This window comes from Hafnia alvei (assembly GCF_964063325.1).
Taxonomy (GTDB): domain Bacteria; phylum Pseudomonadota; class Gammaproteobacteria; order Enterobacterales; family Enterobacteriaceae; genus Hafnia; species Hafnia alvei_B.
The window spans coordinates 4,575,655-4,593,694 of sequence record NZ_OZ061315.1 but is presented as its reverse complement, the minus strand read 5'-3'; the positions used below and the strand labels follow the sequence as shown (position 1 = coordinate 4,593,694).

15 protein-coding genes are annotated in these 18,040 nt (G+C 48.7%); 8 read left to right on the top strand and 7 right to left on the bottom strand.

All coding sequences use genetic code 11. The annotated features are described in order from the left end of the window. The first annotated feature begins 2 nt into the window (after window positions 1–2). Complete coding sequence (locus AB3Y96_RS21365; protein WP_367300168.1) at window positions 3–1,310, top strand: fimbrial protein; 1,308 nt, start codon at window positions 3–5, stop codon at window positions 1,308–1,310. Further along, window positions 1,282–1,989 carry a molecular chaperone gene (locus AB3Y96_RS21360; RefSeq protein WP_367300167.1) on the top strand — a complete coding sequence of 236 codons (708 nt, stop codon included), beginning with the start codon at window positions 1,282–1,284 and terminating at the stop codon, window positions 1,987–1,989. Before AB3Y96_RS21365 ends, AB3Y96_RS21360 begins: the two co-directional genes overlap by 29 nt. Before the next feature lie 74 nt (window positions 1,990–2,063). Here the strand turns inward: AB3Y96_RS21360 and AB3Y96_RS21355 are convergent, their stop codons facing one another. Further along, the gene (locus tag AB3Y96_RS21355; RefSeq protein WP_367300166.1) at window positions 2,064–2,927 is read right to left on the bottom strand and encodes a hypothetical protein; all 864 of its coding nucleotides are present in this window, start codon (window positions 2,925–2,927) and stop codon (window positions 2,064–2,066) included. Window positions 2,928–3,370: 443 nt separating this feature from the next. On the opposite strand from AB3Y96_RS21355, the gene AB3Y96_RS21350 reads away from it, so the two are divergent. After that, window positions 3,371–4,009: a LuxR C-terminal-related transcriptional regulator gene (locus AB3Y96_RS21350; RefSeq protein ID WP_072309360.1), complete on the top strand. Its 639-nt coding sequence runs from the start codon at window positions 3,371–3,373 to the stop codon at window positions 4,007–4,009. On the opposite strand, the gene AB3Y96_RS21345 is transcribed toward AB3Y96_RS21350, so the two are convergent. Continuing rightward, window positions 3,992–4,492 (bottom strand): GNAT family N-acetyltransferase, encoded by a 501-nt coding sequence (locus AB3Y96_RS21345; protein ID WP_367300165.1) that lies wholly within the window; start codon window positions 4,490–4,492, stop codon window positions 3,992–3,994. The two genes, AB3Y96_RS21350 and AB3Y96_RS21345, sit on opposite strands and share 18 nt — an antisense overlap. Before the next feature lie 401 nt (window positions 4,493–4,893). Here AB3Y96_RS21345 and AB3Y96_RS21340 point away from each other — a divergent pair, with 401 nt between their 5' ends. Continuing rightward, a complete protein-coding gene (locus AB3Y96_RS21340; RefSeq protein WP_367300164.1) occupies window positions 4,894–6,588 on the top strand; it encodes a LytS/YhcK type 5TM receptor domain-containing protein in 1,695 nt (564 codons plus the stop codon). Between the two features lie 47 nt (window positions 6,589–6,635). Here the strand turns inward: AB3Y96_RS21340 and asd are convergent, their stop codons facing one another. Next, entirely contained in the window at window positions 6,636–7,739 is a 1,104-nt protein-coding gene (gene asd, locus AB3Y96_RS21335; protein ID WP_367300163.1) for an aspartate-semialdehyde dehydrogenase, read from the bottom strand. 287 nt (window positions 7,740–8,026) lie between these two features. Here asd and pldB point away from each other — a divergent pair, with 287 nt between their 5' ends. Beyond that, complete coding sequence (gene pldB, locus AB3Y96_RS21330; protein ID WP_367300162.1) at window positions 8,027–9,052, top strand: lysophospholipase L2; 1,026 nt, start codon at window positions 8,027–8,029, stop codon at window positions 9,050–9,052. A 16-nt stretch (window positions 9,053–9,068) separates the two neighbouring features. After that, entirely contained in the window at window positions 9,069–9,872 is an 804-nt protein-coding gene (yigL, locus tag AB3Y96_RS21325; protein ID WP_072309365.1) for a sugar/pyridoxal phosphate phosphatase YigL, read from the top strand. 97 nt (window positions 9,873–9,969) lie between these two features. Here yigL and fdhE read toward each other — a convergent pair whose 3' ends face one another. The 4 genes from fdhE to fdnG all read right to left on the bottom strand — a co-directional run bounded on the left by fdhE (window position 9,970) and on the right by fdnG (window position 15,624). Next, a complete protein-coding gene (gene fdhE, locus AB3Y96_RS21320) occupies window positions 9,970–10,899 on the bottom strand; it encodes a formate dehydrogenase accessory protein FdhE (RefSeq protein ID WP_025799437.1) in 930 nt (309 codons plus the stop codon). A gap of 94 nt (window positions 10,900–10,993) precedes the next feature. Next, the gene (fdoI, locus tag AB3Y96_RS21315; protein WP_025799436.1) at window positions 10,994–11,626 is read right to left on the bottom strand and encodes a formate dehydrogenase cytochrome b556 subunit; all 633 of its coding nucleotides are present in this window, start codon (window positions 11,624–11,626) and stop codon (window positions 10,994–10,996) included. Further along, a complete protein-coding gene (gene fdxH / locus AB3Y96_RS21310) occupies window positions 11,623–12,561 on the bottom strand; it encodes a formate dehydrogenase subunit beta (RefSeq protein ID WP_367300161.1) in 939 nt (312 codons plus the stop codon). Before fdxH ends, fdoI begins: the two co-directional genes overlap by 4 nt. A gap of 12 nt (window positions 12,562–12,573) precedes the next feature. Further along, window positions 12,574–15,624 carry a formate dehydrogenase-N subunit alpha gene (fdnG, locus tag AB3Y96_RS21305; RefSeq protein WP_147288298.1) on the bottom strand — a complete coding sequence of 1,017 codons (3,051 nt, stop codon included), beginning with the start codon at window positions 15,622–15,624 and terminating at the stop codon, window positions 12,574–12,576. Window positions 15,625–15,847: 223 nt separating this feature from the next. Here fdnG and fdhD point away from each other — a divergent pair, with 223 nt between their 5' ends. Then, window positions 15,848–16,654, top strand: coding sequence for a formate dehydrogenase accessory sulfurtransferase FdhD (gene fdhD / locus AB3Y96_RS21300; protein ID WP_367300160.1), 807 nt, complete (start codon window positions 15,848–15,850; stop codon window positions 16,652–16,654). 103 nt (window positions 16,655–16,757) lie between these two features. Then, complete coding sequence (locus tag AB3Y96_RS21295; RefSeq protein ID WP_367300159.1) at window positions 16,758–18,038, top strand: AAA family ATPase; 1,281 nt, start codon at window positions 16,758–16,760, stop codon at window positions 18,036–18,038. The last annotated feature ends 2 nt before the right edge of the window (window positions 18,039–18,040 follow it).

The following is an 18,040-nucleotide window of genomic DNA, read 5'->3' as shown; positions in this document are numbered from 1 at the left end:
AAATGTTCAGGATGAAAGCCAACACCAGTGCAATATCAACGCTTTTCCTGCTGATGATATCCTCATCTGCGATCGCCAATTGCACAAAAATTACGGCTCAATCACAGCTTAGCAGCCCCAGTGATGGGGTGGCGAGCTCATGGCCCGGTAGTTTAGATAACAACAACGGCTCTTTAGGATTGCCTAGCGTTGTGGATATCAGCACCAGCAATGATTTCCAGCCTGATGGCACGCTATTAGCCTCTAGCGTCGCACCGTTTACTTCCTACGCGATTAACTCGGGCTATGAGAGTGAGCGAGTGTTATTTCGCTGCGATGCGGCGGATGCAAATCAGATATTTGAGATGTATGCCACTAACGGCGATGCGGCCTATGCCGGTCTATATGATGACGGCAGCATTACCGGCGTCGCTCCGAAGGCTTATGCTACCTATGTACGTAACGTTGCTATTCGGTTTACCAATATGGAGACCGGCCAATTTTACGACAAAATATGGAAATCACGCCTGCTTACCGGGCTTGATACCGATAGCCAAGGCCGTTTGCTGATTAAAGCGAAAAATTTTAGCGCGGTGCAAACTGAAGTTTTTCGTTTGAACTATGCCCGTGCAGGTACCAATAACGCCGCCAGCTATTTATATGCTTATACCCAGCCAAATGCGTATATCGCATTTCGTGGTCCGGGGATTACCGGCCCAGCCGATGGTGCTGATTCACAGACTAGCTTTCCCGGCTGGTATGGCACTTGGCCTGCATCAATTGGGCTGTATAAATATGTGACGTTTCGCCGTGGGGCGACCTGTAAGGTCAGCAATTTCACACCGGTGGTGACATTGCCAGCGATCAACATCAGTGCGCTACAGGCAGGACAGGTGAGCCAGTCACCGTTTACGCTGGATTTCCAATGTCAGTCTGCCGCGACTTCTGGTTTGAAGACTGGTCAGATAGCGCTGGGGTTTTTAGCTCCGCCGGCTAGCGTTGCGGCCGCAACTCAATATGGGCTGATAACGTCAGGCGCAGCGAACTATTTACTTGATGAACAGTATGGTACACAGGGCCATGCCCGCGGCGTGGGGGTAAAGATCTACCGTAATAACCAGCCGATGCAGTTTTTAACTACGGACACTACCAAAACTACCGGCTGGTCACCGATTCTTGGCGGCGATCAAACGAAAGTGGATTCAAATACGGCTCAGGGGATTGATAGCTACACCGAAACCTTTATGGCTCAGTTAGAGAAATTTGGCTCGGATGAACTTACCGCAGGGAGCTATCAGGCGCATGCACAGATTCTTATCCGTATTCAGTAATATTGGCTGCATTATTTTTGCTCTGCTAGGTGTAGCAAATGTGCAGGCAGCGGTGAACGCAGAGGCGACTCGCGTGGTATTTAACGATGGTGAAACGGAAGCGTCGTTGCAGCTTGTGAATAAAAACACCTATCCCGTAGTGGTTCAGGCATGGTCTGATGATGGAGATCCACAGGCAACACCGGATAAAAGTGCTTCTCCTGTTCTGGTATTGCCCGCGGTATTTAAGCTGCAACCTGAAGAGATGACGAACTTGCGCTTGATGGTGATGGATAACCAACTGCCAAAAGATCGAGAGTCTATGTTTTGGTTGAATGTTTATGAGATCCCCCCGCGCCTGGCAGGCGATTCCGTGCAAAAAATTACGATTGCATTACGCACTCAAATGAAGCTCTTTTTACGACCTAAAGGGCTAGATAAGCTACAGGAATCTGTTGGTAAAAAGATCAAATTTGTGCGGCAAAAAGAGAGTCTGATGATTGAAAATCCGACCGAATATTATTTAAGCTTTATTGGTGTGACAATAAGTAATATTCCTTTAGATATTGGAACATTATCGCCCAAAAGCCATCATCAGATTACGTTGCCTTCGGGCTTAGAAAATACGAGCAAAAAGATATCCTTCTCGCTAATAAACGATGAAGGGAACTACTGGGATTACACCCAGATAATCAACTAATCATTTAAGTTACCATTTTTCATGGCAGCTATTTCAGATGTGACTAGTGATATTTATCTGTGACTGTACCGGCGCTACATTAATGTCGAATTTGTCGGGTCGATATCTAAGCAATATAGAACAAAAGCAAAATATAAGCCCATGTATTCTTCCGCTAAAGTAATGAATGAATCATGCAAGGTAAGCGTCATATTTTCATGAGGCGTCATAAGATTTTTCTTGGCTGCGGCATCAACAATCCTTCGCAAATGAGTACGTGAAACAGAAGTTTCTTTCGCTATTTGGCTATAAGATATATTGGCAGTGACACTTTGATTTTCCTTTTGTTTTAATGACTCTATGTAAAGACGAATAAATATCATATGTCCTGCGTCTTTTAATAAGAACACTTGAGAATCAGGAAGAATATTGCTCACAATGACATCATTGAACATCAGATCAGCGCAGCGGATAAAGAAGCTTTTTAATCCCTCATAGTTATCAAGGTGATCTTTTTCTAAGCGATAGTCCGGCAGAAGATCGGGGAAAATAGCGAGAGAATTTGCTAAATAACGACGAGTCTCATCCAAACCTTTTTCGGTTGGGTTGAACAATAAAATTCGTTTGTCTTTTTCGCTTTTTTTGACATTAAGCCTTCCGCCGACACGAAGGAAAAACATTAATGATTCCAAGCTATTATGGCTTCCTAGGCCGTGGCTTACACAGTGGTTTTTAACATCGGATAATGTAGGGTCTTTACGTGTAAAATAAAAACATAATATCGTTATCGCGATATTGAAACGCGTATCCTTAAACATCGTTTTATAGAATAAAGGATGTGTTTTACACATCGATAACATTAAATCGTAATGCTTTCCGATGGACTGTCTAAAATTAGGCAGTTTCTGTATCTCTGAACTATAAAGAAATAGTTCTTTTGCTAAATTGTTTTTTTGCATTTTTTTCTTTTTTATATTGAAGGCAATTACCACGTTAGAGGTATCTGCTCTGTGTGTGAAAATTTAGGTTAGTGTTCTAGTCTCATTATATCTAGATTAAATGCAATGTCATGATGTCAATGCTATTTGTTAATTGTATAACCTATTATTTGATTGAGTAAAACATAGCAATAAACTGACTTATTCGACATGTTTTGTATTAATTTTGCAGCTCGTAAGGCTAATTTTGAGTGGTTTTTTAGTTTATTATTCTGCAGGTTGCGATGATTTTATATACAAAACATACCAGAAATGTTCATGTATTTATAACAAACTAGAGTGTTATAGTTTTATCCTAGGTTTGTGAATGATTATTTTCCCACCCTTAAGAATTTATACATTACATTGCAAATTTGCAGAATAATTTGAATATTCTTCTGCATATAATTATCATTAGGGATAAAATGTTAAGAATTGCATTAGTTGAAACCTCCTATGTTGATGCGATGGGAATATATAGTTGCATGGATGACATGGAAATGAAATGTCAGTCATTTGACTTATGTTCTCAGTTTGTTCTTGAGCACACGCTAAAACCATTTGATGCATTAATTATCGAAATTGTTCCTTTTGAATACGGTTTATCAGGAGCGTTGGATACCTTGCATTTTCTGAAAGCGGCTTTTCCTAAGCTTCCGGTGATCGTCTTGACACGCTCCGAAGATCCCTATGTTTTATCGAGAGTCATTTCACACAATACCTATACGTTACTGTCTAAACAGGAACCGATTTCGTTGCTGCGGGAAGCTATTATGGCACGTCTATTATCGGGCGTGGTTGAGCATAGCGATGCGATTAGAGGCTTCCTTGAAAAACGAGGAAAACAAGCCGATGTTAAGATAACGCGCAGCGAAGAAAGGGTCATGAGTTGCTTGCAGCAGGGACAAACGCTCGGTGAAATTGCGCGTAAATTAAAGGTGAGTGAGAAAACGATTAGTGGCCATAAGCGCAGCGCAATGCGCAAGCTTGGGCTAACCAACCACGCTAATTTCTGTCGTTATCTGGTTAGCCACAAAGAAGGGTTGCTACAGGAGCGCGCGTAATCTTGCCATATGGAATGCATCAACGTAATCACCATCACGAAAAGCGTAGCTACGGCTGGTGCCTTCTATTTCAAAACCAAATTTTTTATATAGCGCAACGGCACCGATGTTATCGGTAAACACCGTAAGCTCAATTCTTCTTAAATCCAGCCATTTATCGGCAAGCTCTAGCATAGCCGTCATAAGTTTACTGCCTACGCCGCGCCCTTGAAAATCATGCTTAACGCTGATGCCAAAAGTTCCACTGTGGCGCATACGTGGTCGCTGATAGGCGTCTAAACTCACACATCCCACGATATCATTCTCATGTACAGCCACGAGATGATAGGTGCCAGCCGGTGTCTGATTCAGGCGTTTTTCCCAAACTTCTGTTGTGGCATAGGGGAGTTGTAGTGTTTGAGCGTAGACCTGCGGATAAGTATGTAACTTGTGCAATTCTTCGACATCTTTTGGCGTTGCTGCGCGAATTATAATCTCGGCCATTTGTTTTTCCTGTCAACGAGTTAGCAAATAACCCATTCAATATAAAGGATAAAAACTATTTTAGTAGGGTTATTAATGGTTAAAAAAACGCTTTACAAGTGATATTGATAATGATTATCATTGCCGTGCGTTCTAGGGAAGACAACCTTAGAGAAACGTCAGTTAAGTAGCTCATATTTGACTCACGCTATCCAAGGCGTCCTTTCGAGAAGGCACGACATTGCTCACATTGCTTCCAGTGTTTTTTTAGCCAGCTCGGGTGCTGGCTTTTTTTTTGCCTAAATTCGGCTGTCCTTCGAGCATCGGCTATGACTTTTGGGGAGAAAAGCACTGTCGTCACCCCTCGATCAGTTACACTATTTACCATGTGAAACCTGCCATGTGAATGAAGGATATTTTCCATGGATGTCAGCCAGATCGATTTAATTCTCTCCTTGCTGCAACAGATGTGCGTTTATCTGGTTATCGCCTATTTGTTGAGTAAAACCCCGCTGTTTATCCCGCTGATGCAGGTCACTATTCGTCTGCCGCATAAGCTCGTGTGTTACCTCACTTTTTCGATGTTTTGCATCATGGGAACCTATTTTGGCCTGCATATCGACGATTCTATCGCTAACACCCGCGCCATAGGTGCCGTTTTAGGTGGGGTTCTTGGTGGGCCATCCGTGGGCTTTTTGGTGGGATTGACCGGCGGTCTACATCGCTATTCGATGGGCGGCATGACGGCAATGGCCTGCATGATTTCCACGGTGGTGGAAGGCTTAGTCGGTGGGTTATTGCATCGCTATATGCTGAAAAACAATCGGCTAGATCTGCTGTTCCAACCGCTGGTGATTGCTGCGATTACTTTCTTGGCTGAGTGTTTCCAGATGCTGATCATTTTGATCGTGGCGCGTCCGTTCTGGGAGGCCGAAGAGCTGGTGGAAAATATTGCTTTGCCGATGATGATCACTAACACCGTTGGTGCAGCTATGTTTATGCAGATCTTGCTCGACAGGCGGGCAATCTTTGAAAAATACACCTCGGCGTTCTCCTCAAAAGCCCTACAAATTGCGGCTCGAGCTGAAGGTGTCATGCGGCAAGGTTTTAACCCGCAGAACAGTATGAAAGTTGCCAAAGTGCTGTATGAAGAATTAGGGGTTGGCGCGGTGGCGATCACCGACCGTGAAAAGCTGCTGGCATTTATAGGCATTGGTGACGATCACCATCTGGTGGGGTCGCCCATTACCTCTCATCACACGCATCGTGCCATTGAGCTTGATCAAGTGGTCTACGCCGATGGCAACGAGGTGGCGTATCAGTGCTCGGTCACGCCGAACTGTAAGCTTGGCTCAACGCTGGTGATCCCGCTGCGCGGTGAAGATAATCGCGTGGTAGGCAGCATCAAACTGTATGAGCCGAAGAATAAGTTGTTCTCCAGCATTAACCGTACGCTGGGTGAGGGTATTGCTCATTTACTTTCGGCACAGATATTGGCGGGTAAGTATGAACAGCAGAAGCAGTTGCTGGCTCAGTCTGAGATCAAGTTGCTGCATGCGCAGGTGAATCCTCATTTTCTATTTAACGCACTGAACACCTTATCAGCCGTGATCCGGCGCGACCCAGACCATGCACGTAAGCTAGTGCTTTCGCTGTCGACGTTTTTCCGAAAGAATTTAAAACGCAGCAGCGACGAAGTGACGCTGGGTGATGAAATCGAACATGTAAAAGCCTATTTGGAGATTGAAAAAGCGCGTTTCTCCGATCATCTGATGATTGATTTTGATATCGATGAGTCCTTAATGCACATACGTTTGCCCGCGTTTTCGTTGCAGCCGATTGTGGAAAATGCAATTAAACATGGCACGTCGCAGCTGTTTGGCGTTGGTGAGGTTCGCTTGCATAGCTGGAGAGAAGGCGACGATATTCTGATAAGCGTTGAAGATAATGCGGGTCTTTATCAGTCTAAACCACGTGGCGATGGGCTAGGTATGAACCTGGTCGATCGTAGGATTAAAGCTCGCTACGGCGATAGGTTTGGTGTGAGCGTGGAAAGCGAGGCTGACAAATTTACCCGTATTGTGATTCGCGTGCCGAAGGTGGTTGCTGAGGTTTGATAGTGACTGAATGAGAGCCCTCTCCAGCGAAGGAGAGGGCTAATAATTTACAACACAAACTTCAGCATGCGACGCAGAGGCTCCGCAGCGCCCCACAGCAGCTGATCGCCAACGGTGAATGCAGAAAGATACTGTGGTCCCATGTTCAGCTTACGTAAGCGACCGACCGGCGTTGACAGCGTGCCGGTGACGGCGGCAGGCGTTAACTCTCGCATGCTAAGCTCGCGGTCATTCGGAACCACTTTCACCCAGTCGTTGTGGCTGGCCAGCATTTGCTCGATTTCAGGCAGAGAGACATCCTGTTTGAGCTTGATTGTGAAAGCTTGGCTATGGCAACGCAGAGCGCCAACGCGCACGCACAAACCATCGACGGGAATGATCTCTTTGGTGGCCAAAATCTTGTTGGTTTCAGCCTGACCTTTCCACTCTTCTTTGCTTTGACCGTTATCTAGCGCTTTGTCGATCCAAGGGATCAGACTACCCGCTAGCGGTACGCCGAAATTATCGGTTGGCAGCGTGCCGCTGCGGCTTAATTCGGTGACTTTACGTTCGATGTCTAAAATGGCGGAAGCCGGATTTTGTAGCTCTTTGGCAACGCTGTTATGCAACATGCCCATTTGGCTGAGCAGTTCACGCATATGGCGCGCACCGCCGCCAGAGGCTGCCTGATAAGTCGCCACGGATACCCAATCGACCAGATTGTTGGCAAATAGGCCGCCCAGAGACATCAACATCAGGCTCACGGTGCAGTTACCGCCCGTGAAGGTTTTAATACCTTTGTTGAGCGCATCATGAATCACATCGTGGTTAACCGGATCGAGGATAATGACCGAATCCTCGTTCATGCGCAGCGAAGAGGCGGCATCAATCCAGTAACCTTGCCAGCCGCTAGCGCGTAGCTTAGGGTAAATCTCGTTGGTGTAATCGCCGCCCTGGCAGGTGATGATAATGTCCAACGCCTTCAATGCGTCGATATCATACGCATCTTGCAAGGTACCTTGCTGACCGGTAAAGGTTGGCGCAGGTTCACCATGCTGAGATGTTGAGAAAAAAACCGGGCGAATGGCGTCAAAATCGCGTTCTTCAATCATGCGTTGCATGAGTACAGAGCCGACCATCCCGCGCCAACCGATAAAACCAACGTTTTTCATATGTAGTCCTGCCTTGGAGTTTTTATATTAAGAAATTGAAGCCGCCTGTCTGTGCGGTGGGGGCTTGCCCCATTAACCAAACTTACAAAATGTGTGACGATGCGCAAGTGAATTTATTCGATATGGGGGAATGTATTCATGTGCGTAACTAATAATCACCTTTTAGGTTCGCGTTCAGTCGACAATATGGTTATCACTCCCTGAATGAGCGCTTTTATGCCACAATACGAAACAGCTATTTCTTGTGCGATTGCTCACAAAATTACCAAAGGACAATAACGGCTCCTATGCCTCCTCTGAACCAAAGCTGGTTGCAGCGCGAGAACGAATTCGCGGCATTTACCACAGGTCCATTACTCGATTTCTGGCAACAACGTCAGGAAGACGTTTTTATGGGCGTGGACGATGTCTCGATTCGGTTTGTCCGTTTTACGTCAAAACAGCATTCCCGCGTGGTACTGGTTTCGCCAGGGCGCATCGAAAGCTACATGAAATATCCTGAACTCGCCTACGATCTGTTTCACAGCGGCTATGACGTAGTGATTATTGATCATCGCGGGCAGGGAAAATCAGGGCGAATGCTGGAAGATCATCACCGTGGACACGTTGTCCGTTTCGATGATTATGTCGATGACTTAGATATTCTGTGGCAGCAAGAAATTTTATCTAAACCCTACAAACAGCGTTTTGCGTTGGCCCACTCCATGGGCGGCGCGATTCTCGCACTATTTTTGGCTCGCAAGCCGCAGGGTGTTACCGCCGCCGCGCTGTGTGCCCCCATGACGGGGATAAAATTGCCCATGCCGTTATGGGTTGCCAAGCGAATTGCGGACTGGGCAGAACGCTATCCGAAAATGCGGGATAATTACGCATTAGGCACCGGCCATTGGCGTCCATTGCCTTTCATTGTTAATGAACTCACCCATAGTCGGGTTCGCTATCGCCGTTTTTTACGCTATTACGCTGATTACCCTGAATTACAGGTCGGCGGGCCGACTTACCACTGGGTGCGCGAAAGTATTCAGGCGGGAGAGCGTGCCATCGCCAGCGCTGAAAACATCACCGCGCCGCTGCTGTTATTACAAGCGGGTGATGATCGGGTCGTTGCCAACGCATCGCATTTTGCTTTTTGTCAGTCACTCACGAAAGCGGGGAATCCACCTTACGGTGGAGCTCCCCATATTATTAAGGGCGCACGCCACGAGATCCTGTTTGAGCGGGACGCAATGCGCACTGAGGCGTTAAATGCCATTTTGCATTTTTACGCTCTTCACTCCGATTCGTCGGCAGAAACTGCCGCCAACCCCAGCTGAGGTTAGAACAAACTTTATGTATCACATTGTTGCTTCTGATATGGACGGCACTCTGCTGTCACCTGCTCATACATTAACTCCGTTTGCCCGTGAAACTTTGCAACAGCTGACCCAGCTAGGGGTAAATTTTGTGTTTGCCACGGGTCGTCATCATATTGATATTGCACAGGTTAGAGACAGTTTAGGCATCAGTGCTTTCATGATCACGTCAAACGGTGCGCGCGTACATAACACCGCGGGTGAGCTGATTTTCAGCCATAACGTGGATGAAGATATTGCCCGCGATCTTTATAGCATCGTGCATAACGATCCAGATATTCTCACCAACGTCTATCGTAATGATGACTGGTTCATGAACCGTGAGAGCCCCGATCAGAAAGAGTTTTTCCAAGAGTCTGTTTTCCACTATCAGCTGTTTGAGCCGGCATTTTTACCCACCGATGGCATCTGTAAAGTCTACTTCACCAGCGACACTCATGAAAAACTGCTGCCGTTGGAAGAAGCTATCAATGCGCGCTGGGGCGACCGTGTAAACGTCAGTTTCTCACTGCCAACCTGTTTGGAAGTGATGGCGGGTGGCGTATCAAAAGGCCACGCGCTGGAATATGTAGCGAAACTCTTGGGCTATACGCTTAAAGACTGCATCGCATTTGGCGACGGCATGAACGACATGGAAATGCTGTCGATGGCGGGCAAAGGCTGCATCATGCGCGACTCCCATCAGCGCCTGAAAGACGCGTTGCCAAATCTGGAAGTGATCGGCAGCAACGTTGACGATGCGGTACCGCATTATCTGCGGAAGATGTATTTAGAGAGCTGATTTTTAACTTGGGGAAGTATCAATAGTGCTCCCCCTGCAACAAAAAACCCGCCATAGATCGGCGGGTTTTTTTATGAAGAAATAGAACGGGTGGGGTTTATTCCCCTGGGAACAGGAACGGGTTGATGCTGCTGCGCCCGAAGCCTTCTTCTTCCATTTTTGCATCGAGCACTAGCGTTGCTAAGTCGTCGGCCACAGGCTCAACTTTCGGATCTTTTTCCTGATAAACCATTTTCAGGTAAGTTCCGCAATCCCCACAGCTTTCTGCTTTAACGGCGGCATTTTCGCTGTCGAGTGACCAGTAATTCAGGTCGCGCGTTTGTTCGCAGTTGGTGCATTTCACGCGTACCACGTGCCATTCGCTTTCGCACAGGTTGCAGTGCAGATAGCGTAAGCCGTTGGTGGTGCCCATGTGAATGACGCTGGCTACTGGCATGCTGCCGCATACGGGACAGAATTGGCGATGTTCACCATATTCAGCTTTGGCTTTGCCTGGAATTTGGGTTGCCATTTGCGCCCAATATAAAGACAGCGCGGCCCAGATGAACGGGGCTTTATCGCTGCCGACGACGCCGTAGTTACCCGCAAACAGATCCTTCGCCATGATTTCCAGCTCGGAGTCAGATGTTTTAGAGAGGTTCTCCAGCACCGGCTGAACATGCTCTGGTGCATCGGGCATCAGTTCGGCAATCAGCGCCTGCAACAGGGTATGCCAGTGATGAGTGCGTGGGAAAATACTCGTGTCCAGAGGCGGTTTGCCCATGGCGGCAGCGTTGGTTAGCGTTTGGGTTAAATCGATGGTTAATGGATTGTCGTGCAATGCTTTTTGCTGAGCATCAGCAATCGCCGCTGCAAAATTCAGGTAGTCGCCCAGAGGATTATTTTCCGCAAGTTGACGCAGACGTTCCGCGCGGCGGGAATAGAGGCTCTTAAGGTTAGCAAAAAGCACGGGAGGAATATTGTCTAAACCACCTGATTTTTCGCGTTCTGCACCTAGCTGTTCTTTCGGGACGATTTTAATGCTCATGAAATTGATCCAGTGTTAAGACCTCCTCTCGCTCTCCCCCTTATCAGGGGGAGATGCCTGCTCAAAACGACGCTGGCGTATAGAGGAGATAAGGTTACTTCCGCTCTTGTTCTTTGGCTTTCACTTCTCGATACCAGCGCGGATGATGTTTTTTGGCCCATGCAGCAGGTACCCAGCCTTCGACCATCGCGGTGATCGTACCTTTCACCCACAGTGCCGCATAGATATGTACCATGATAACAATAATCAGCAGTACTGCGGCGAATGAATGCACCATCAGCGCCAAACGGATCACTGGAATGGAGAACGCATCGGCGAAATAAGGGCGCCAAATCACGATGCCGCTGGCCAAAAGAAGGAGCAGGCTGCCGATGGCGGCCCAGAACACACACTTCTGTCCAAAGTTATAGCGACCGGTATCACCCACTTCTTCATTCATCGCGATCTTATGAATGTTTTTTGCCCATGTGATGTCTTCGCGGTTGATCAGGTTATGTTTCCAATAGCGGAAGAACATGATCAGGAACGAAGCGAACATCACCACGCCAAAGAAGGGGTGCAGGATGCGTGCGAGCTGCGGCGTGCCAAAGACATTCATCAGCCAGTTAAACGAGGGGAAAAAGAACCCCAAGCCGCTGATGGACACCACAATAAAGCAGAACGCCACCACCCAGTGGTTAATCCGCTCTGGCGCTGAGTAGCGCTGAATCGGCTTTTCCTTCTTCATTTGCGCTCCTCCTTATCGTGCGGTTCGGTATCTGGCGGGATATCGTCGACTTTGCCATCCACCTCGTCTTCTTCCTCGTCGTGAACGCGGTTAGGGCCAACGCCAACGTAGTGGAAGATACTGGCGGCAAAGGTGGCAGCAAAGCCAATGGCGGCCAGCGGTTTCCAAACGCCTTTCCAAAACTGCACGGTTGGGCTGATGGTTGGATCTTTCGGCAGGCCGTGGTAAAGCTCTGGCTTGTCGGCGTGGTGCAGTACGTACATCACGTGAGTACCGCCGACGCCAGCAGGGTCGTACAGTCCTGCATTGGCAAAGCCGCGGGTTTGCAGCTCGGCAACGCGCTCGGCGGCAAGGTTCTTCATCGCTTCCTTGGTGCCAAAATGAATGGCGCCGGTTGGGCAGGTTTTCACGCAGGCGGGCTCTTGTCCCACGGTAACGCGGTCGACGCACAGGGTGCATTTGTACACCCGGTTATCTTCTTTGTTCATGCGCGGTACATCAAACGGGCAGCCCGCGATGCAGTAACCACAGCCGATGCAGTGCTCTGACTGGAAATCAACAATGCCGTTAGCATACTGAATGATTGCGCCTTCCGATGGGCAGGCTTTTAGGCAGCCCGGATCGGCGCAGTGCATGCAGCCATCTTTGCGGATAAGCCATTCCAGCTTGCCGTTTTCCTCAACTTCGGAAAAACGCATCACCGTCCAAGATTTAGCGGTTAAATCGGCGGGGTTATCGTACACCCCGACGTTATGACCGACTTCATCACGGATGTCGTTCCATTCGGAACAGCCCACCTGACAGGCTTTGCAGCCTATACAGGTGGTCACATCGATCAGCTTTGCCACTTCTTCCTGATGGTTACGCGCCTCGGGAGGCGGCGTCAGGGAATTGGTGGCAGAGCGCCGGATTATGTCCTGAGATTGATAAGCCATAATGCGTCTCCGTTACACCTTTTCCACATTGACCAGGAACGCCTTGAACTCTGGCGTTTGCGTGTTGGCATCACCGACAAACGGTGTCAGGGTGTTGGCGATAAAGCCTTTCTTCGCCACGCCTTGGTAGCCCCAGTGGATTGGAATACCGATGGTATCGATATCTTTGCCATCCACCTTCAGCGTGCGGATACGTTTGGTCACCACCGCTTTGGCTTTGATGTAGCCACGGTTGGAGCTGACTTTCACGGTATCGCCATGCTTGATGCCTTTTTTCTCTGCCAGCGTTTCACCGATTTCGACAAACTGCTCAGGCTGAAGAATGGCGTTCAGCAGGGCATGTTTAGTCCAGTAGTGGAAATGCTCGGTCAGGCGATAAGTGGTACCCACGTAGGGGAACTTATCGGCTTTGCCCATGGCAGCCAGATCGTCTTTAAACACGCGAGCAGCAGGGTTAGACACCACGTTTGGATGCAGTGGGTTGGTTCCCAGCGGCGTTTCAAACGGTTCGTAGTGTTCAGGGAACGGGCCCTCAGCCATTTTATCAATCGCAAACAGGCGTCCCATGCCTTCCGGCTGCATGATGAACGGGCCGACGCCGCTGTTTGGCGCGGCGGTGCTGTAGTCAGGAATATCAATGCCTGACCATTTTGCGCCGTCCCACTCCAGCAACTGACGTTTTGGATCCCACGGTTTACCCGACGGATCGGCTGAAGCGCGGTTATACAGAATGCGGCGGTTCAGCGGCCATGCCCATGCCCAACCTAAAGTATTGCCTAAACCGGACGGATCGCTATTGTCACGGCGCGCCATCTGGTTACCTTCTGGCGTCCAGCTTCCGGCGAAGATCCAGCAGCCGCTTGAGGTGGTGCCGTCGTCACGCAGCTGAGCAAAGGAACTAAGCTGTTGACCTTTTTTCACCAGAACGGCACCGGTGGCTGGGTCAACCAAATCAGCCAGCGCTTTACCGTTGCTCTCCCTTGCCACTTCTTCCGGCGCAGGATTTTCTGGCGTGAGGTAATCCCACGTCATGTTAAGCACTTGCTCAGGCACGGCGCCGCCGTCTTTGGCATACATTTCACGCAGACGAAGGAAAATACCGGCCAAAATTTCACCGTCATTTAACGCTTCACCCGGGGCGTCAGCTCCTTTCCAGTGCCATTGCAGCCAGCGGCCAGAGTTCACGATCGAACCGTTTTCTTCGGCGAAGCAGGTTGAAGGCAAGCGGAAGACTTCGGTCTGGATCTGTGACGGATCAACGTCGTTGAATTCGTCATGGTTTTGCCAGAACGTCGAGGTTTCCGTATTCAGAGGATCAATCGTTACCAAGAATTTTAGCTTGGAGAGTGATTTCACCACTTTGTTTTTGTTCGGGAACGAGGCCACGGGGTTAAAGCCTTGGCATAGATAGCCATTCACTTTGCCCTGCGACATCATCTCGAAATACTGCAGAACGTCGTAGCCTTTGTCCCACTTCGGCAGCCAATCAAAGCCCCAGTTGTTTTCTTTCTGCGCTTTATCACCGTAGAAAGATTTCATCAGGCTAACGAAGAACTTAGGCGTATTGCCCCAGTAGTTCACCTGACCCGGTAACGTTGGTTTTGGCGTTGTCGCTGCGAGATAGGTTTGCAGATCGGCCTGTTTTTCTGATGGCAAATTGAGATAGCCCGGCAGGCTGGTGGACAGCAATCCTAAGTCGGTTAGGCCTTGGATATTGGAGTGACCGCGCAGGGCGTTAACGCCACCGCCGGCCATGCCCATGTTGCCCAACAGCAGCTGAATCATTGCCATGGTGCGAATGTTTTGCGCACCAACGGAGTGCTGGGTCCAGCCCAAGGCGTATAGGAACGAGGCTGTTTTATCAGCGGCGCTGGTTTCAGCGATATATTCGCAAACGGTGAGGAAATCGGCTTTTGGCGTGCCGCAGACGTTTTCCACCACTTCTGGCGTATAGCGGCTGACGTGTTCACGCAGCATATTCCACACACAGCGGGGATCTTGCAGTGTGTCATCGCGTTTGGCGAAGCCGTTTTCGTCGAGCTGATAGTTCCAGGTGGTTTTGTCGTAGGTACGTTTTTCTTCGTTATAGCCACTGAATAAACCGTCGTCGAAAGCATAGTCTTCGCGCACCAACAGGCTGGCGTTGGTGTAGTTCTTAACGTATTCAGCGTTAATTTTGTTATTGGTTATCAGATACAGCAATACGCCCGACAGGAAGGCAATGTCGGTACCGGAGCGGATCGGCGTGTAAAAGTCTGCCACCGAGGCAGTTCGGGTAAAGCGTGGATCGATAACGATCAGCTTGGCTTTGTTATGGATCTTGGCTTCCATCGCCCAGCGGAACCCTACGGGATGCGCTTCGGCGGCGTTGCCACCCATAACGACGATCAGGTTGGCGTTTTTAATATCAACCCAATGGTTTGTCATCGCACCGCGACCAAATGTTGGAGCAAGACTTGCTACCGTTGGTCCGTGTCAGACGCGCGCTTGGTTATCCACGGCAAGCATGCCGAGGGCGCGACTAAATTTTTGGGTTAATAAACCAGTTTCGTTGCTCGATGCAGAGGCGCAGAGCATACCGGTTGAGAGCCAGCGGTTAACCGTGGTTCCCTGATCGTTGGTCGGGATAAAATTGGCGTCACGGTCGGCTTTCATCAGCTTGGCGATGCGCTCAAAAGCATCGTCCCAAGTGAGGCGTTGCCATTTGTCAGAGCCGGGAGCACGGTATTCAGGGTATTTCAGACGAGATTCACTGTGGATGAAATCCACCAGACCTGCGCCTTTCGGGCACAGAGCGCCACGGTTTACCGGATGATCCGGATCCCCTTCAATGTGGAAAATGCTTTCTTTTGCGTTTTTTGCGCCGTCGCCGAGGCTGTACATCAACAACCCACAGCCGACAGAACAGTATGTACAGGTATTACGGGTTTCGCGTGCTCGCAACAGTTTGTACTGCCGAGTTTCCGCGAGCGCTACCGCTGGAGCAAAGCCCAGCGCCGCCGCCGTGGTGCCTGCCATACCGCCAGCGCAGATCTTAAAGAACTGTCTTCTGCTGACCTGCATGGTGATCTCCTTCCTATCACATTGCTTCAAAAAGTGTGTTTTATTTGTTTGTTTGCAAATTCATCGTTAAACCCGCGCATGACTTTTTCGGTGTGGCAGGTTTAGAGTCATAAGAACTTAACCGACTTGCTCACTCTTAGCGGCGAGCGGAGTCGCTTTGTGCTTAAATACTACCACATGAATCCTGTGGTTGTTACAGGTAGGTATCAAAGACGTGAATAAGATGAGTTTTTTAAATAATAATCCAGTTAATGGCGTTCGCCAGACCATAGTGCAACAACGTGGGCAGCTGCACACTTCTCAGCCAGACTGGGTGGCGGAGGAAGTCCCTGTTGCGCTGGTGTACAACGGCATCTCTCACGTGGTGATGATGGCGTCGCCGAAGGATTTTGAGGCTTTTGCGCTAGGATTTTCGCTTTCAGAAGGCATTATTCGTACCCCGCAGGATATCTACGGTATGGACGTTGTGGCTGCCTGTAATGGAGTGGAAGTGCAAATTGAGCTTTCAAGCCGCTGTTTTATGGCGCTCAAAGAGCGTCGACGTTCGATGGCTGGGCGCACTGGCTGTGGCGTGTGTGGCGTTGAGCAGATCACCGACGTCGTTCGTCCGCTAGAGCCGTTACCGTTCACCCAAACGTTTGATCTACAAAATCTGGATCAGGCATTGCGTCAGCTGCGTAGCGTGCAACAAATCGGCGATCTCACCGGCTGTACTCATGCTGCGGCGTGGATTGATCCGCAAGGTGAATTGCTCGGAGGCTGCGAGGATATTGGCCGCCATGTGGCGCTTGATAAATTGTTGGGCATGCGCGCCAGACAGCCGTGGACGCAAGGTGCAGTACTGGTTTCCAGCCGAGCAAGCTATGAAATGGTACAAAAAGCGGCGATGTGCGGCGTTGAAATTTTGTTTGCCGTTTCGGCAGCCACTACGCTGGCGATCGATGTTGCCGAAAAATGCAATCTCACGCTGGTTGGCTTTAGCAAGCCGGGTCGTGGGACGGTATTTACCCATCCGCAGCGGCTGCGGTAGTTTGCGAAGCGCTGCGCAGAAGTCACGCTAGAGCGGTGCTTTGAAAACAATTGCTGTATAAAATAGGCTGCGTTTTACACTCAAACACGGCAAGGAACATTAGATGCGTCAACAATACCGATTGGAAAGCATAACACTGCGCGATGTTGGCGTGTTTGAGCATACCCATTTTGATTTTCCGCAGATCAAGAGCGAGGAAAAAGACGCTGAGAAAGCGGAAATCCATATTTTTACCGGCCCAAACGGCTGCGGGAAAAGTACGCTGCTGTATGCGTTGGCGGCGGTGTTTGCTGAGGAGCCCGATAATAATCCCCTGATAGCAGCGAGACTTACGAAGAGTGAGAGCAATATAACTTTTAAATTTTCAGGAAAAAGCGGGCGAATTAAATCTGATCTTTATATTGGAAATATAATTCCTGAGAGCATAAGGGAATATGTTAAATTCAAATCACACTCAGCGAAATTTTCTGCTTTTGCTTATTCAGGGCAATGTAAGCTTGCGGATTTATTCGTTTTATCTCTTTCCAATGGGATAGAGCAGGCAGTGAATGATCCTTTTGAAAATGCTTTATCGTTTAATAATACTGTTCGTCCTAAAGTATTAGCTCAATGGATTGCAAATAATAGAACGTATGCAGCTCTTGCACGGCAAGATAACGACCTGGAAGACGCTAAATTATATGATGTGTCTTTAGATCGGATTAGCAAATTTATTTTTGATGTATGCGATTTAGATATTCGTTTTCGTCTTGAGCGTAAACCATTTGCGATTTCGCTTAATATTAATGGGACGAATGTACATTTTGATGTTCTTCCTGATGGACTGAAATCAATTATAGGCTGGGTTGCTGATCTAGCTCTCCGCCTCGAATCTATTCCTTGGCAAGAAAATCGCGATATTTTTTCCCAGCCTATTATCTTGTTCCTCGACGAAGTTGATATTCACCTGCACCCTAAATGGCAGCGCCGAATCCTTCCTGCCATTCAAAAACTGTTACCGAATGCACAAGTGTTTGTCTCAACTCATTCACCTTTTGTAGTGGGCTCCGTTGAGGATGCCTTTGTTTACCGCCTGCCAGATCCCCAAAGAACGGTTTGTAGAGACCCTGCATCGGCAGAGGTGATAAAGCCAACGCCGTCTGCCGCAGGTAAAAGCTATCAGCTGATTTTAGATGAGGTGTTTGGCATTGAAGAGCAGTTTGACGTTGAAACTGAAGCGTTGCTTGAACAATTCTATCAGCTAAAAAAGGCCTATTTATCCGATCTGCAAGATGATAGCCAGCTCGTTGCGTTGGCGGCGGAACTAAGCGACAAAGGGTCTGAAGTTGCAACCATCGTGAGCATGGAGCTGCGTCAAATAACACGGTTGGCTCAGAAAGGTTAAGA

What these genes read in the sequence shown, in the direction of transcription:
- AB3Y96_RS21365 (WP_367300168.1), top strand. Translation starts at nt 3, where the DNA reads ATGTTCAGGATGAAAGCCAACACCAGTGCAATATCAACGCTTTTCCTG.
- AB3Y96_RS21360 (WP_367300167.1), top strand. Translation starts at nt 1,282, where the DNA reads ATGCACAGATTCTTATCCGTATTCAGTAATATTGGCTGCATTATTTTT.
- AB3Y96_RS21355 (WP_367300166.1), bottom strand. Translation starts at nt 2,927, where the DNA reads ATGCAAAAAAACAATTTAGCAAAAGAACTATTTCTTTATAGTTCAGAG.
- AB3Y96_RS21350 (WP_072309360.1), top strand. Translation starts at nt 3,371, where the DNA reads ATGTTAAGAATTGCATTAGTTGAAACCTCCTATGTTGATGCGATGGGA.
- AB3Y96_RS21345 (WP_367300165.1), bottom strand. Translation starts at nt 4,492, where the DNA reads ATGGCCGAGATTATAATTCGCGCAGCAACGCCAAAAGATGTCGAAGAA.
- AB3Y96_RS21340 (WP_367300164.1), top strand. Translation starts at nt 4,894, where the DNA reads ATGGATGTCAGCCAGATCGATTTAATTCTCTCCTTGCTGCAACAGATG.
- asd (WP_367300163.1), bottom strand. Translation starts at nt 7,739, where the DNA reads ATGAAAAACGTTGGTTTTATCGGTTGGCGCGGGATGGTCGGCTCTGTA.
- pldB (WP_367300162.1), top strand. Translation starts at nt 8,027, where the DNA reads ATGCCTCCTCTGAACCAAAGCTGGTTGCAGCGCGAGAACGAATTCGCG.
- yigL (WP_072309365.1), top strand. Translation starts at nt 9,069, where the DNA reads ATGTATCACATTGTTGCTTCTGATATGGACGGCACTCTGCTGTCACCT.
- fdhE (WP_025799437.1), bottom strand. Translation starts at nt 10,899, where the DNA reads ATGAGCATTAAAATCGTCCCGAAAGAACAGCTAGGTGCAGAACGCGAA.
- fdoI (WP_025799436.1), bottom strand. Translation starts at nt 11,626, where the DNA reads ATGAAGAAGGAAAAGCCGATTCAGCGCTACTCAGCGCCAGAGCGGATT.
- fdxH (WP_367300161.1), bottom strand. Translation starts at nt 12,561, where the DNA reads ATGGCTTATCAATCTCAGGACATAATCCGGCGCTCTGCCACCAATTCC.
- fdhD (WP_367300160.1), top strand. Translation starts at nt 15,848, where the DNA reads ATGAGTTTTTTAAATAATAATCCAGTTAATGGCGTTCGCCAGACCATA.
- AB3Y96_RS21295 (WP_367300159.1), top strand. Translation starts at nt 16,758, where the DNA reads ATGCGTCAACAATACCGATTGGAAAGCATAACACTGCGCGATGTTGGC.